General features: G+C 65.2%; 7 protein-coding genes. 5 read left to right on the forward strand and 2 right to left on the reverse strand.

The window, feature by feature from the left end:
- Positions 1-25 precede the first annotated feature (25 nt).
- Positions 26-931 carry a LysR family transcriptional regulator gene (locus tag AB4Y44_RS33000; protein ID WP_342924689.1) on the forward strand — a complete coding sequence of 302 codons (906 nt, stop codon included), beginning with the start codon at positions 26-28 and terminating at the stop codon, positions 929-931.
- A 69-nt stretch (positions 932-1,000) separates the two neighbouring features.
- On the opposite strand, the gene AB4Y44_RS33005 is transcribed toward AB4Y44_RS33000, so the two are convergent.
- The gene (locus AB4Y44_RS33005; RefSeq protein WP_342924690.1) at positions 1,001-2,446 is read right to left on the reverse strand and encodes an MFS transporter; all 1,446 of its coding nucleotides are present in this window, start codon (positions 2,444-2,446) and stop codon (positions 1,001-1,003) included.
- 239 nt (positions 2,447-2,685) lie between these two features.
- On the reverse strand, positions 2,686-3,537 hold the full coding sequence (locus AB4Y44_RS33010; RefSeq protein ID WP_342924691.1) for a hypothetical protein: 852 nt from the start codon (positions 3,535-3,537) through the stop codon (positions 2,686-2,688).
- 520 nt (positions 3,538-4,057) lie between these two features.
- Here AB4Y44_RS33010 and AB4Y44_RS33015 point away from each other — a divergent pair.
- The 4 genes from AB4Y44_RS33015 (at position 4,058) to AB4Y44_RS33030 (ending at position 16,112) form a co-directional block, all read left to right on the forward strand.
- On the forward strand, positions 4,058-5,626 hold the full coding sequence (locus AB4Y44_RS33015; protein WP_368701894.1) for a multicopper oxidase domain-containing protein: 1,569 nt from the start codon (positions 4,058-4,060) through the stop codon (positions 5,624-5,626).
- Between the two features lie 180 nt (positions 5,627-5,806).
- Entirely contained in the window at positions 5,807-7,327 is a 1,521-nt protein-coding gene (locus tag AB4Y44_RS33020) for a multicopper oxidase domain-containing protein (RefSeq protein ID WP_368701909.1), read from the forward strand.
- A gap of 17 nt (positions 7,328-7,344) precedes the next feature.
- Positions 7,345-15,621, forward strand: a complete 8,277-nt coding sequence (locus tag AB4Y44_RS33025) for an Ig-like domain-containing protein (RefSeq protein ID WP_368701895.1) — start codon at positions 7,345-7,347, stop codon at positions 15,619-15,621.
- A complete protein-coding gene (locus AB4Y44_RS33030; RefSeq protein WP_342924694.1) occupies positions 15,618-16,112 on the forward strand; it encodes a hypothetical protein in 495 nt (164 codons plus the stop codon). Before AB4Y44_RS33025 ends, AB4Y44_RS33030 begins: the two co-directional genes overlap by 4 nt.
- Positions 16,113-16,162 lie beyond the last annotated feature (50 nt).

Consider the following 16,162-nt stretch of genomic DNA (forward strand, 5'->3'; position numbering starts at 1 on the left):
TCGCGCCGGCTTTGCCCCATTCATCATGGTCAATCCACTTCACTTCGATCTGCAGTCGCTGCGGGTCTTTCTGCTCGTCGCGGAACATGGCAGCCTCACCAAGGCCGCCGAGCACGGGCAGCTCACGCTTTCGGCCGTCAGCAAGCGCATTGCCGAACTCGAAAGCGTGACCGACTGCGCCTTGTTTCTCCGTCGCGCGCGCGGCGTGGATCTCACGCCCGCGGGGCATGCGCTGCTGGAGCACGCCACGCGCGTGGTCGATCAGGTGAATCGCATGGCCACGGAAATGAGCGATTACGCCGCCGGCGTGCGCGGGCACGTGCGCATGTGGGCGAATACGTCGGCGATCGTGCAGTTTCTGCCCGTCGACCTCGCCTGCTTCCTCAATGAGCATCCGGGCATCAAGGTCAGTCTCGAAGAGCGGCTTAGCCACGAAATCGTCGAGGCGCTCGGCGCAGGCAAGGCCGACCTCGGCGTGTTCGCCGACAACGTGCCCGCGCCTGGCATCGAGCGGCGGCTCTATCGCCGTGACGAACTCGTGCTGCTCGTGCCGCGCAGTCATCACTTTGCGCAACTCGAGGTGATCCGCTTCGCCGATACGCTCGATGAAGACTACGTGGGCCTGAGCGATGGCAGCTCGCTGCTCGCGCGCATGACGGACGCGGCATTTGCCATCGAGCGATCGCTGAAGCTGCGTATCCAGGCCTCGAACTTCGACGGCGTGTTTCGCATGATCGAAGCGGGGCTGGGTATCGGCGTGCTGCCGCGCGACGCGGTGAGCGACGAGCGCGGCAAGGCCGGCGTCGTCAAGGTGAAGCTGGCGGACACGTGGGCGACGCGCACGCTCTGGATCGGCATGAAGGCGGATAGCGCGCCCAGCTCGGACATCGTGAGCCTGTTCGACTACATGTCGGCGCGCGCTGAGCAATGAAAAACGGGGCGGCCCCGCAAGACGCGGCAACCGCCCCGATGATGCCGGGACGCTCGAGGGATCGGGCGGTCAGACGGGATTGATCTCGTCCTGGCTGCGCCGCGTGGTGAGGGGCCCGAGCGCACGCAGGGTCACGGCGACGATGGCCAGCGCGGCGGAGATCACGCCGAACATCGCGATCGGGCCGTGCTGCGTGAGCACCGGCAACAGGATGAAGGGCAGGGCGCTGCTCATGATGCGCGAGAGCGAATAGGTGCTGCCGATCGCCGTCGAGCGCACGCTGGCGGGGAAAATTTCGGCCTGGTACACGTGGTAAGCGTTGCTGAACACATTCGACGCACAGGTCGTCAGCACGCCGAAGCAAACGATCAGCGCGGCCTGTCCCGAGTACGCGAAGCCAAGACCAAAAATGCCGATGGAGATCAGCGAGGCGATCACGAGCGTGCGCCGCTCGATCCAGTTGAGCAGCGGCACGGAGAGCAGCGAGCCGATCGGGTAGCCGAGGAACGAGAGGGCCACGAACAGCGTGCTGCCCGTCACGTCGATGCCACGGCTCTTCACGACGACGCCCGCGAGCGTGCCGAAGCCGTAGTAGCCGAAGGCCTGGAACAGGTGAAACACGACGAGCATGACATAGCGCTTGTCGTAGGGCGCGCGCCGCAGCACGGCAATGCGTTCCGAGAGGCGCAGTGGATGCTGGCGCGTTTGCGGCTCGGCGAAGCGTTTCGGCATCGGCGCGCCGGCACTCTGCGCGAAGCGGCCCAGGGTGGCATAGGCCTCGTCGGTGCGGCCTTGCGCTAGCAGCCAGCGCGGGCTTTCCGGCAGGCGATGCTGCACGGCCAGCACGAACAGGGCGCCGAGGCTGCCGATGGCGAGAATGATGCGCCATCCCGCAATGCCGGCAGGATGGATCGGATTGAGCCACACGGCGAGGAAGCCGACCAGCGGCACCGCGACGTACGAGGTGGTATAGGCCCACGCGGCCATCCGGCCGCGTTTCTCCTTCGGCAGGATCTCCGAAAGGAAACTATCGGCCACGGGATAGATCGCACCGACGCCCACGCCGGTCAGAAAGCGGCATACCACGAGCATGGTGGCGTTCACGGAAAACGCGGCGAGCAGCGAGAACGCGCTGTACCACACGAGCGTGAACAGGAAGGCGCGCCGCCGGCCGATGCGGTCGGCGAGACTGCCGAGGAACAGCGAGCCGAAAAACATGCCGACAAAGGCCGAGGCCAGCAAGAGCTTGAACGCGAGGCTGTGCGCATCGAGTCCGTATTCGTTCTGCAGCGCGGAGCCGATCGAGCTGACGAGAAAGATCTCGTACATGTCGAAGAAGAGGCCGATACCGATCACCCACACCACGAAGCGGTGCAGCGCGCCCACGGGCATGTCGTCCATGAAGCTGCTGAGCGTGACGTCCTGAGGGCTTTGCAACGGGGCTTCCGCGGTGAGCGGGCGGCGTGGTGCTTCGCCCGGCGCGCTGCCGCCCAGGTCGAGGGGATGGCTGTGCATGCTGTCTCCAGTATTGTCGATGCCGCGTCACGAGCCGCGGTCGGGGCGCAACTCCGTACGAACGGTACGGAACCGGCGTGATGGCAAGTGTGGGAGATTTTCGCGAGCGCGAAAATTGAGGAAGGGTGAAGCGTGCTTTCCCGTGGGGAAAGGCTAAGGTGGGGCGGCGCGTTCGAGCCGCGCCTTAGCGGCCGAAATGCATGTAGCTTTGCGTTTGCGAGCCCGAGGCAGGCGCCGGGTCAGATCTGCAGCCGCTCGAGCACTTCGAGGAAGAGCAGCACGGCAATGAGGATGCCGATCCACCTTACCGTCAGTCTGAGGTTGAGGAGCGTCGGTCCCAGCGAGCTCACGGCTTCCGCGACGACCTTCGCCGCTCCCTCCGGGTCGCCGCTCGCCGCCGAGCCACGCAATGACGCCGTTGCAAAGTCGATCCGTAGGTGGGTGACATAGCCGGTCGCTATGTTCGGCCATTCGATCGTGTCGTCGCTTTCACTGGGACGGAGAAAGAGCCGGGGCCGGCGTGCCGGCTCGGCCGCGGGATCTTCGGACGTATAGAGATGCCGCATTGCCAGACCCAGCTCTACCGCGCCAAGCTGGCCGTCCGAGATCGCCTTCGCGAGCACCTGCAGGCAGGCGGGAGGAATGTGGCACGCGAGCCACCATTGATCGGGCTCTCCGGTCTCGTCATCGGCGGGATTGAAGCCCACCCGGGCGGTGCCGAGCGCCACATCGGACATCGAGTTGCCCAGTTCGTCTTCCAGTGCGCGCAGGCCAAGCCGGTCGGCCGTGCTGACGTCGCGGGCTTCGAAGCTCACCTGAAGCATGCGCGTCGCCAGCTGGGGAAAGCCAATGATCGCAAGCTCCTGGCCGTCGAGATGCGCCACGCCGTGGAGCGACGTGGACAGGACTGGCTGCCGGTCCTGATCCAGCGGCTCGACGAGCTGCTGCGCCACCTGAAGCTGTTCCAGCTTCAACCACATCGACATGGTGGGGTAGTAGGTCCGCTTGGCGCTTTCCAGTTCGACGACTTCAAGAGCGTGATCTTTGCGTTCGACGAGATTCACCACCGCTCTCTTTTCCAGAAAATCCATGTCTCACCCCGCCGCCAAGTTCGCCAAGTCCCTCGCCGGCATGAAACCAGGAGGTGAGTGCCGTCCGTCTGACCGCGTGATCGAGAAGCGTCCGCGGTATTCGCGTTTGCGCGTGACGTGAATAGGGGGGGATTGTACCCATCGGAAAGTTCGCCGTTATATGCCACAGGGCACATAAGAACGACATTTCAATCCTCAGATGGATTCGAAGAATCACGTCGAATTGAAATGCTAATGAAAGCAATGGCGCGGCGCGACCGGTCCGCTTCCATGGCGGAATCTCGGCATGACGCGTCGCTTGTGTGGGCCAGGACACACTCCTTGGCCCGTCAGCAACGCGACCGCGCAACGCGATGGGTTTGCCCTACTGCAAGTGTAGGGAGGTGACCCATCGCAGGCTCCGCTGCCCATATCCAGAATCCACATACGGGTCAGTGTGACGATCGCATCAGCCCGCAACTGCAGTTGAGCGTGACGTTCAGCGCCTGACGCGCTGCTTGACCCCAAGGACGGAGGTCATATGTTCAGCATCCGCATGTGTCGCAATAGCGTGGCAGCCCTGCTGTGCATGATGTTTGCGATCCCCTCATTTTCCCAGTCGTTCATGGTTCAATGCCCGCCGACCACGCCTTCCCATCCGACGGCGCTGCCGGCGGGCGCCGGCGAACCGCCGTACACGGGACCGTCCTTCACGGGCCAGACCTCGACATCGACGGGGGTCGTCAACGGCGCCATCAAGTGCCAGCAGATCTCGGGTGGCGACGGTTACGCGACGATGGCCAATGGTGTGCAGACCTATCTGTTCGCGTTCGGGCCGCTGTCCGGTCTCGCCGACATCAAGGCGGGCCTGCCCGGCACGCAGTTCGCCTCGGTGTTCAACACCGTCGGCGATCCGAGAACCGACCCGACCTACAACGGCGCGGTCGGTCTCACGCCCGATCCGGAATCGACGCCGCCCGGCCAGCTCACGGGCCATGTCGACCCGCGGCCGATCATGGACATCGGCGTGATGAACGGCAACGAGCCCGCGCCGATGATGGCGATCGACGAGGACGACGAGTTCTTCCTCACGCTCACGAACGTCGGCATGATCATGCGCCCCGACCTGTTCGAGAAGCACACGGTGCACTTCCACGGCTATCCAAACGCCTCGTCGTTCTATGACGGCGTGCCGGACGCGTCGGTCGCGATCAACATCGGCGCGAGCTTCACGTACTACTACCTCGCGCCGGATGCGGGCACCTACTTCTGGCACTGCCACATCACGCCGCCGGAGCACCTGCAGATGGGCATGGTCGGGCAAATCTTCGTGCGTCCGCGTCAGAACCGGGTCCCCGCGGGACAGTCGCTCTACCAGTCGCTGGTGCTGCAGCAGCAGGATCTGCGCACGCGGTGCGGCACCGACATTCTGTGCACGACGCCGCTGCCGCCGCAGAACGGCGTGCTGCACGTGAACAACTTGAGCGGGACGCCCACGCTCTACGCGTACAACGACGGCGACGGCTCGACCGCCTACGACGTCGAGTACCCGGTGCAGATCCACGGCTTCGATCCGAACTTCCACTTTGTCGGCATGACGTTCAATCCGGAGCCCTTCACCGACATGAAAGACAAGTTCTTCATGCTGAATGGCCGCAGCTATCCGGACACCGTCAATCCGAATCCGCTTTCGACGCCCGCGTCGGACGGCGTGCCGCGCTTCTCGCAACCGCTGCCGTCGCTGATCAATATCCCCGTCGGCGGCAAGGTGCTGCTGCGCATCTCCGATCTCGACGTCACCGAATATCAGACGCTCGCCTCGCTCGGCATTCCGATGCACGTGGTCGCGGTCAATGCGCGGCTGCTGCGCGACATGGCCGGCAACGACATGACCTACTACACGAACTCGATCACGCTCGGCGGCGGGGAGTCGCTCGACCTGATCCTCGACGCCAGCGACACGACGAAGTATCAGTCAGGGCAGGTCTTCTACCTGTACACGCCGAATCTGGATCACCTGGCGAACGATCAGGAAAACTTCGGAGGTCTGATGACCGAGGTGCACATCTGCAGGTCGGTGGATCCGAAGACGAAGGTCTGCACGCTATGAGACGCATCATGCACGCGATAAAGACGGTTCATGGCTCGCCTGCCATGGACCCGGCCAGGAAGTCCTGCACTTAGGAGAAGAGCCGTGGGACACATCACTTACCGCATAGGGATCGCGACCCTCGCGCGCCTCGGACGGCTTGTACGGTTCGGCGTGGCGGCGCTCGCGGCGCTCTTCTGCATGCAGGTGCATGCGGCCGCGCCTGGCATCACGGGCACGCATTTCGACCTGCGCGCCGAGGCGAGCCGCATCACCCAGCCGGACGGCAACAGCGTCTATTCGTGGGGCTATGGCTGCAACTCTGCGCCGGCCGGATTTTCGCCGCCCAACATTGCCGGTGCGAACTGCCCGACCATGCAGATTCCGGGCCCCACGCTGATCGTCAACCAGGGCGACATCGTCACGGTGACGCTCACCAACAATCTGCCGGCAGCGGCGGGCAACACGTCGATCCTCTTTCCCGGGTTTGACGTCTGCATGGGGACGATCGACCCGACGACGCGGCTCTGCTCCGGCACGCCGACGGGCGTGCAGGGCCTGCTCACGCGCGAGGCGTCCCACACCGTCACGGTCACCTACAGCTTCATCGCCGCCACACCGGGCACGCACGCTTACTACAGCGGTACGCAGGGCGATCTGCAGATCGAAATGGGCCTGTATGGCGCGGTCATCGTGCTGCCGACGTCGTCCCCCGGCACGCTCGCCGTGCCGACCGGCTGCAACCCGATCCAGGGCACGCGCAAGCTGCTGGACGGTCAGCCCGACTTCCGCAATGCCGCGGCGGCCTACAACCACAGCGCGGCGTGCTACGACCGCGAGTTTCTGTTTCAGTTCTCCGAAATGGATCCGCGCATTCATGCACAGGCGGAGCAGCAAGCGAGCAACGCATGCACGAGTCCGACCGGCTGCATGACGGTCGAGACGGAGCCGTATCATCCAGCGTACTTCATGGTGAACGGACGCTCGATGCCGGACGACATGGACCCGAACTACGCGGCGCAATATCCGAATCAGCCATACAACGGCAACCCGCACATGCACCCAGGCGAGCTGGTGCTGCTGCGGATCATCGGCACGGGGCGCTGGCAGCATCCATTCCACGAGCACGGCAATCACGTGCGCGTGCTCGCGCGCGACGGCAACTTGCTGCTCGCCAGGACGGACGCGACCAAGGTCGCCGGGCCGCTGCTGTTCACGACCACGACGACACCGGGCCTTGCGATGGACGGGATCTTCTACTGGACGGGCAAGGGGCTGAACTGGGACGTCTATGGGCACTACCCCGGCGACGGCAGCGTCTGCATCCCGGATGCAAACGGCTACTACACGCAGGATCCGACGGCGCCGAACTACTACGAGTGGTGCGCGGATCACAACAAGGCGCTCGAAACCCATCCGTTCGGCAAGGTGGGGAGCGGCGGGCCGGTGACGTTGCCCGACTCGCACGTGCTGACCAACGGCTTCTGGTACGGCGGCAGCCCCTATCTCGGCCCCGATGCAACCATGCGCGCGACCTCACCCACGGGTACGACGCCGCCAAGCGGCACCGTGGTGAATCCACCGCAAACGGAAGCCGGCTTTGCATTCATGTGGCACTCGCACAATGAGCGCGAGATCACCACGAACAACATCTTCCCTGGCGGAATGATGATGATGATGCTCGTTGATCCGCAAGCGTTCCTGATCGACGAATCGAACTAGAGGCGGGGAGAACGGCGATGAGATCCACCACACTCAAGGCAAATCTGTTAGGTATGCTTAAGGCGTCGATTGCCGCTTCCGTATTGCTGAGCGCGAGCGGGATGGCATTCGCCCAGGCATCCGTCACGTTGACTGCGAAGGCCACCACGGCCGTGATGCCCGATGGGCAGGCCGTGCCGATGTGGGGTTACAGCTGCACGGCGGCCGGTGCGCCTGCCACGTGCACGGCGGCGAACCCCGGGGCGGGAGCGAACTGGTCGCCCGTCGTCATCACGGTGCCGCCGGGGCCGCTCACGATCAATCTCAACAACAGCCTGCCCGGCTCCGTGCCGACCTCGCTCGTGATCGTCGGGCAACTGGGCGGCGGTCTGGGCACGTCGGCGACGAGCATGCCCAGCCCGACGCACCCCACCCAGACCGCGACCACATGGCCGACCGCCGCCGCCGCGCCCGGCGGCGCGACCTTCACGCCGCCGACGCAAGCGGCTCGCGTGCAGTCGTTCGCGACCGAAGTGGCGCACGGCAGCACCACCGCGCTCACGTGGAGCAACCTGAACCCGGGCACCTACCTGATCGAGTCGGGCACGCACCCGTCGATCCAGGGGCCGATGGGGCTGTATGGCGTGCTGGTGGTGAGAACGGCGGCCAACGGCACGACGCCCGCGCAGGCGTATCCGGGCATCAGCTACGACACCGACGTGCCGCTCGTGCTCAGCGAAATCGATCCGGTGCAGAACACCGCGGTCGCCGCCGCGGTCGCGACGCCGGGCTTCAGCGAAACCCTGTCCTGGTCCGGGCAGCCGGGCGGCTGCGGCGATTCGAAGTCGACTGCGTTCGGCACCTGCTATCCGCCCACGGTGAACTACGATCCGCGCTACTACCTGATCAACGGCGTCTCGTTCGACCGCACCAATCCGGGCGCTTCGACCTTCGCCGCGACGAGCGCCGCGACCACCGGGCCGGTGATGCTACGCTTCGTCAACGCGGGTCTGCGCATGCACGTGCCGGCCGTGGTCGGCGCGCAAACGGGCGCCACGCCGGTCTCCGGCTTCGCGTTGATCGCCGAGGACGGCAACGTGCTGCCCGGCAATCCGCGGATTCAGTCGGAAGTGTTCATGGCGGCCGGCAAGACCTACGACGCGCTGGTCAACCTGCCAGCGGCAGCCGCTTCCGCGCTGCCGGTGTTCGATCGCGAACTGAGCCTGTCGACGAACAACGCGCGTGACGGCGGCATGCAGGGTTACATCAGCGTGAACAACTCCACCGCGGCGTCCGCTGCCGCGGTGGCGAACGCTTCGGTCACCGGTTCCACCTATTTCTTCGTCCCCGGCAAGACGCTGACCGTGTCCGACCCGGCGCGAGGCGTGGCGGCGAAGGACGCCAACGTCTATGGCGTGCAGGTGAAGACGCCACCGACTGGCGGCTCGCTCACGCTGAACCCGGACGGGACGTTCGTCTACACGCCGAGTCAAGGCACGACGGCCGACAGCTTCGTGTACCAGGCGAACGGCAATCCGAACGCCGCGGCGACGGTGACGCTCACCGCGTGCACGACGGGCAACGGATGTCAGTCCGGACCGCCCACGGCCGGCAACGCCGCTTATACGAGCAACATCGCCTCGCGGCTGCAGATCGGCGAGCCCGGTGTGCTCACGTACGCCAGCGATCCGAATGGCCTGCAGCTAACCGCGACGCTGGTCGGCACCCCTTCAGGCGGCTCCGTCACGCTGAATCCGGACGGCTCGTTCTCGGCGAGCCCGGCGACGGCGCCAACGGGCAGCGCGGCATCCGCCAGCGTGACGTTCCAGTACCAGGCGGTGAATGCGCAGAATACGGCGAGCAACACGGCGACCGTGACGGTGACGTTCAAGGGCGGCAGCGGACTCGTCGTCAACGTGCTCGATGCACCGAGCACGCAGCCCGGAAAGACGCCGGTGAAGATCAGCGACTACCGCTGGATCATCGAGGAAGACCGCACGTTTCAGATCGATCCGGCGTGCCAGGTGAACTCGCCCACGCGGCCGGCGACCTGTCCGCCACTGCCGGTGCCAAGTCTCGGCGCCAACTTCCATACGAGCTATATGCCGGTGGTGGCGGCGGGCTGTGTCGGCGTCGCCGCGTGTGAAGCGGGGCAGACAGTCTACGATCCGGTCAGCCAGACCCACAAGCCGGCGGTGTGCGACATTGGCAACGGCGTGTGCCGGACCACGGCGGCGCAGCAGGTACCGGTGGATCCGTCACAGGTGGCGCTCGATCCGAAGAAGCGCTATTACATTTCGATCCTGCCGGGCAACGCCTACAACTCGTTCACGAACGGCGGCGGCGCTCCGCAGCCGGTCGATCCGGCTAACCCCTCGGGCGCGCAGCGGCAGTTCGATATTTCCAAAGACTGTCCGAGCGTCGCGAACTTCGCGCCCGGCACAGGCAAGTGCGGCAACGGCATGGGCGGCGCGCCGATCGCGGCCGGTCAGACTTCGGTCAACGTATTACTGGAGGAGTCGCCATTCCCGACAGCGAAGGTTTCCGCGTTCGTGTTCGAGGACGACGCACCGCTGAACGGCGAAGTGGACGTGAGTGGCGGCACCGACACCTTCGGCTCGGCCCGCGAGCCGGGACTCGGCGGCTTCGAGATCAAGCTGTGGGACGACGCCGGCGGCAGCGGCAGCCCGACCGGACAGATGACTTACGACATGTTCAACATGCCGCTGTCCAATTCGCTGGCGGGCACGATCGACCCGGTCACCCAACTCAATGCGTGTCCGATTTCGACGAACCCCGACGGCCTGGTCGGCATGATCCCGACCTGCCCGAAATACGAGTCGGACGGCAAGACGCTGTCGCCGCTCGTCGGTCAGGCGATCGTCGCCAACCTGATGCCGGGCCGCTACGGCATTGTCGCGACGCCGGCGGCCGACCGGATCGCGCGCGGCGAGGAGTGGCTGCAGACGAACACGCTGGACGGACAGAAGGCCCACGACTCGTTCATCAAGATCGGCGGCCCGGCTTACTTCCAGGAGTTCGGACCGGCGGGCTTCCACGTCTCGATCGGCTTCGCGAACCCGAAGATCGTCAACGCACGGCTGCCTTTGCTGTGCGCCACCTCGACCTGCAACAACGGACTCAAGGGGCGGGTGACGAACCTGCACTACAGCCGCCCGCCTGACGAGCACCTGTACGGCAGCCAGTCGCGCAAGCCGTTGAGCTTCACGCAATGCTATGTGAGCGTGGGCGATCCGGACGGCGAAGACTACGCGTTCACCAAGTGCAACGCGGACGGCACGTTCAGCTTCACGGGCCTGCCTGCGGGCATCACTCGAATCACCGTGTTCGACCAGTGGAACGACCAGATCGTCGACGGGCTCGCATCGGCCGTGACGCTCGGCGGCGGCACGGTGACCGACGCCGGCGACATCGCGGTCCTTCAATGGCAGACGAATCTCTATACGCGGACGTTCCTCGACACGAACGGCAACGGCGTGGGAGACCCGAGCAAGCCAGGGCTCGCGCTGCTGCCGACCAACATCCGTTTCCGCGACGGCAGCTATTCGGACTTCAACAACACGGACATGAACGGCTATGCGTCGTTCAATGAAGAGTTCCCGCTGTTCAACTGGTACGTCGTCGATACCGACCTGACCCGCTTCAAGCAGACGGGCGTGCACGTCGTCTATGACGCGGGCGGTCCGCCCGACGGCACGCCGGGCGGAGGAAAGTCGACCATTGCCGCGAACTACGCGAACACGCAGGAATCGGTGCATCTGCCGACGAACCTGCGGGTGCCGGGCGCGGTGTACTGCAACGACGCGGACTGCAACGACCGCTCGGGCTCGAATCCTTCGACCGGCCGCGTCGATCCGCCGTGGGTCACCACGATGGGCTGGCAGGGCTTCTCGGGCCAGAGCTCGTTCATCGAGTTCGGCAAGACGCAGTATGCGGCGAACGAGAACGGCGGCATCCACGGCGAAGTCGTCTACGCCTCGACACGCCCGTTCGACGACCCCGCCTTGCTGGTTCACACGAAGTGGACGCCCGACGTGCCGAACGTCACGGTGAACCTGTACCAGGAAGGCGTCGCGGCGGACGGCTCCACGAGCCTGAAGCTCGTCGACACGACGAAGACCGCGAGCTGGGACGACTGGGCCCAGGGCTTCCGTACGGACGGCGTGCCGAACATGAACTGCCCGGGCCAGAGCACCAGCGATCCGTACTTCTTCACGCTGCAGAACACCAGAATGTGGCTCGACCCGCAGCAGCGTGCGCTGCCCAACAACTCGCAGTTCAAGTGCTATGACGGCATGCACGTGTTCAACCAGGTGCAGCCGGCGCCGTACGACGGCATGTACCAGTTCCCGAGCGTCACGACCCGCGACCCGCAAAGCGGCCTGCCGACCGGCACCAACTGCACTATCTGCCAGGCGAATCCCACCAGGGACGGCACGCAGATGCTGCCGCCCGGCAAGTATGTGGTCGAGATCATCGTGCCGCCGGGCTACGAACTGGTGAAGGAGGAGGACAAGAACATCCTGATCGGCGATAACTACATCGCACCGGTGACGCAGCAGTTCGGCGGCATCGGCGACGTCTTCATCCTGCCCGATCAGGCCGCGATGAACTCGACCTACAACCAGAACAACGCGCAGAATCCGACCACGAATCTCGGCTCGACCCCGCACGCCGAAGGCGACACCGGGTCCATCGAACGTTTCTGGCCGTGCGTCGGCGAGCTGCGGATCGTGCCGGACTACATCAGCCTGTTTCCGGGCTCGCAGGAAGTCTCGCCGTTCGCGGGGGCTTCGAGGAACCTGTGCGACCGCAAGGAGGTGGAGCTGACCGACCAGAGCGCGGTGCTGGCGAAGTTCTGGATCTTCAGCTCGACGCACGTTGCCGCGCACTATACCGGCTTCATGCTGGACGACTTCTCGTCGGAGTTCGACCCGTACTCGCCGCAGTTCGGCGAAAAGTTCGCAGTGCCGAACGTGCCGGTATCGTTCAAGGACTTCGCGGGCAACGAAATCTCGCGCACCTATTCGGACCAGTGGGGCATCTTCAATGGGCTGACCTACTCGACCTGGCAAGTCAACCCACCGAACCCGACGGGCTACGCGCCGACGATGATGGTCGCCTGCATGAACGACCCGTATATGGCCGACCCGGCGCACTCGGGCCAGACCATCAAGGACCCGCTCTACAACCCGGCATACAGCCAGTTCTGCTACGAGATTCCGTTCATGCCCGGACAGACCCAGTACATGGATACGCCGGTGGTGCCCGTCCAGGCCTTCGCGGACGGCTATAACCAGGTCGACTGTGCCTATCCGGACGGCACGCCGGGCATTGCCTCGGTGACGGGCGACGCGATTGCCGGCAATACGTCCGCGGGCAGCAACGGCGGCGCGGGCCCGTGGGTCAGCTCACCGCTGAAGACGCTGACGATCACTTCGGTCGGCACGCAGCAGGTGCCGAACCATGCGTACACGGGACCGAGTGCCACCGCCGCGCCGTTTAACCAGAAGTTCATCACGCGCAACTACGGGTTCGGCCAGCAACAGGGCGTCGTGACGATCGCGGGCATCCCGGCGCTGGTGACATCTTGGAGCGACGCGAAGATCACGGTGGTGGTGCCACCTCTGCTCGGTCCCGATGCGGCCTGCACGATGCAGCAGCGTGGGGTGACGACGCCGACCCAGTGCGGCCAGCTCGTCGTTACCGCAGCGAGCGGCAAGCGCTCGATCGACGCGGTCACCGTGACGATCGGCGGCAAGGCACCGACCTACGTGGGCGGCGAGAACACGGCGGGTAATGCGATTCAGACTGCCATCGACCATGCCACTGCGGGCGACATGATCGTCGTCGGTCCGGGCACCTACAAGGAGATGCTGCTCATGTGGAAGCCGGTGCGGCTGCAGGGTGTGGGGGCCACGTCCGTGACCGTCGACGCCAATCCGCATCCGTCAGGCAAGCTCGACCCGTGGCGCAGGCAGGTAGGGTGCCTGTTCGGCGATGCGCTGAACGGCGGGCTGATCTCGGCAAGCAATCCGTACGATCCGACTGGCGCGTACAGTTGCCTCGCCTCGATGCAGCGCAAGATCGACGGGATTCCTTTCGAGCCGACGTCCGGCTGGGATTTCAACCTCAACGGCAACCTCGCGGAAACGCTGATCGAGCCGACGCTGATGGGTGCGTACGAAGGCGCGGCGATCACCGTGCTCGGCAAGGGCGTGAAGGACGTGCTGGTCGGCGGGGTGCTGACCCAGGACCAGAATTGCGTCGCGAACGGTATTTGCACGCCGCTCACCAACAGCGCCGCGGACTGCAATAACTATCCGAGCAACTTCCTGTGCAACCCGTCGCGCATCGACGGCATGTCGTTCACGAACAGCTCGCAAGGCGGCGGCGGTATCTACCTGCATGGCTGGAACCACTACACGGAGGTATCGAACAACCGCGTCTTCTCCAACGCGGGAACGCTCACCGGTGGCATCATCGTCGGCCAGGTCGAAGTGCCCGACGGCAACATCGCGGCGAATAACGTGACCCAGCTGCCGTTCGAGTACAACGTCCACGTGAACGTGCACAACAACCAGGTCACGTCGAACGCTTCGTATGGCGACGAAATCAATTCGACCACGCCGTCTTCGGCCGGAGGGGTGACGTTCTGCTCGGGCGCCGACTACTACAAGTTCAACTACAACTGGGTATGCGGCAACATCAGCAGCGGCGATGGCGGCGGTGTCGCGCACTTCGGCTTCAGCTACAACGGCGACCTGTCGCACAACTGGATCCTGTTCAATCAGAGCAACAACCCGACGCTGCCGACGTACGGCGGCGGGCTGATCGTCCAGGGTGTGCCGCCCGACGGCACCTTCTGCGAGAATGCGACCACCGACGTCGACTGCGCGCCGCAGCTCTCGGACGGCGCGGGCCCGGACATCACGATCGACGGCAACCTGATCGTCGGCAACACGGCGGAAAGCGGCAAGGGCGGCGGCTTGCGCCTGCAGAACGTCAACGGCACAGACGTGCAACGGAGTCCGAACGACAGCTCCCGGTGGTATCGCGTGAAGGTGACGAACAACATCATCGCGAACAACGTGGCGGGCTGGGCGGGCGGCGGCGTGTCGCTGCAGGACGCGGTGGCCGTGAGCTTCATCAATAACACGGTCATCTCCAACGACACGACAGCGACGGCCGGTGTGCTGTTCAACACGTCCGCTGCGACCCAGGCCAATGTCGGGCCGCCGAACTGCACGACCTCGGGTTCGGAAACGACGTGCCAGCCGACCACGACGTCGCAGTACGAGCCGGCCGGGCTCGAGACCGCGCGCCACACGCAGAACCTGGTGGCGGCATTCACCCGGCCGAACGTGAAGTGCCCGGCAGGCAACCCGAACTGCGCGACGTTCTCGAACCCGGTGCTGACGAATGACCTGTTCTGGCAGAACCGCACGTTCTACATCACAGTGGGAGGACTGGATCCCGGCATCGCCGGGCTGCAGAACGTGGTCACGCTGAATCCGTCGCTGAATCAGGCCGGGCACGCCACGGGCTATTGCGATCCGAAGGCGGTCTACTGGGACATCGGCGCGTTCGGCGACACCGGCGCCGCCAACCATGGGTCCGGTCTGACGATGAACCCGCGGTACTCGATCCTGACCGACGCCGGCGACTATCCGAACGCGAATAACAGTGGCTCGAATCCGGGTGTCGTGCATCAGTACTGCAACGGTGCGCGCGTGCCGCCGGAGGCGGGTGGCATCGGCATCACGGTGCCGCCGGGCATCGCGGACACGGTGCTGCCGAATCCGTTGTTCAGCCTGCTGCCGTCGGCGACGCCGGACGAGGGCAACAACTGGATCAACATGTCGTACGGTCCGTTGTCGCTGTTCAACGAAGCGAGCACGGGCACGCAACTCAACACGCTGCTCGGCAACTACACGATCCGGGGGACGTCGCCGGCGGTCAACCATGCCACGGGGGCGGGTGCGCCGAATCGCGACATCTTCGGCACGCCGCGGCCGCAACTGGGTGGCTACGACATCGGAGCCGTCGAGTTCGTGAGGCCCGGCGTGTTCGCCTCGCAGCCGTATCCGCTCGCGCTTGGGGTCAACGATCCGTCGACGCTGCTCGGATTGCTGCAGGGGATCTTGCCGAGCGCCGCGAACAGAGGAGCTCTGCCCGGCACCGGAGGCGCACAGGGCAACCGGGGCAATCAGGGCCAGCCTGCGCTGCCGGTGGGCACGCCGCCCGCAGTCACGACGCCGGCGGGTCTGAAGACACTGGGAGCGTTGCCATGAGCCAGCGTCGCCAACGGTTGCCGCGGGCCGTGCTGCTGGCCGGCAGTATCTGCCTCGCTGCCGCCTCGCTTCAGCCGGCGGTGGGCGAGGCCGGTGCGAGCGCGGCGGCGAAGCAGTCGCCGTACTCGCCGGCAAGCCTGCCGCAGCGCGCGAAGGGCTACTACGAAATGATGCAGGGCATCGATCACCTGAGCGTGCGCCGCACGGCGTCGGGCAACCTGATCCGCTTCAGCTATCGCGTGACGGACCCGGTGGCCGCGCGGCCGCTCGGCGAAAAGACCGCGACGGCCGTCATGTTCGGGCGCACGAGCCATGCGTTGCTCGAAATCCCGGTGATGGACAAGGTCGGCGCGCTGCGCCAGAGCGGTCCGCTGGAAACCGGTCAGGAGTACTGGATGGTGTTCTCGAATAAAGGCGGTCTGATCAAGGCCGGGGAGCGCGTCGACGTATTCGTGGGGTCGTTCCACATCGACGGGCTGATAGTCGAATGATGGCGCACGCGCTTTTCGTGCGCAGACGAAGAGGAGATGACTCATGAACC

Source organism: Paraburkholderia sp. BR10937, from assembly GCF_040965695.1.
GTDB lineage: Bacteria > Pseudomonadota > Gammaproteobacteria > Burkholderiales > Burkholderiaceae > Paraburkholderia.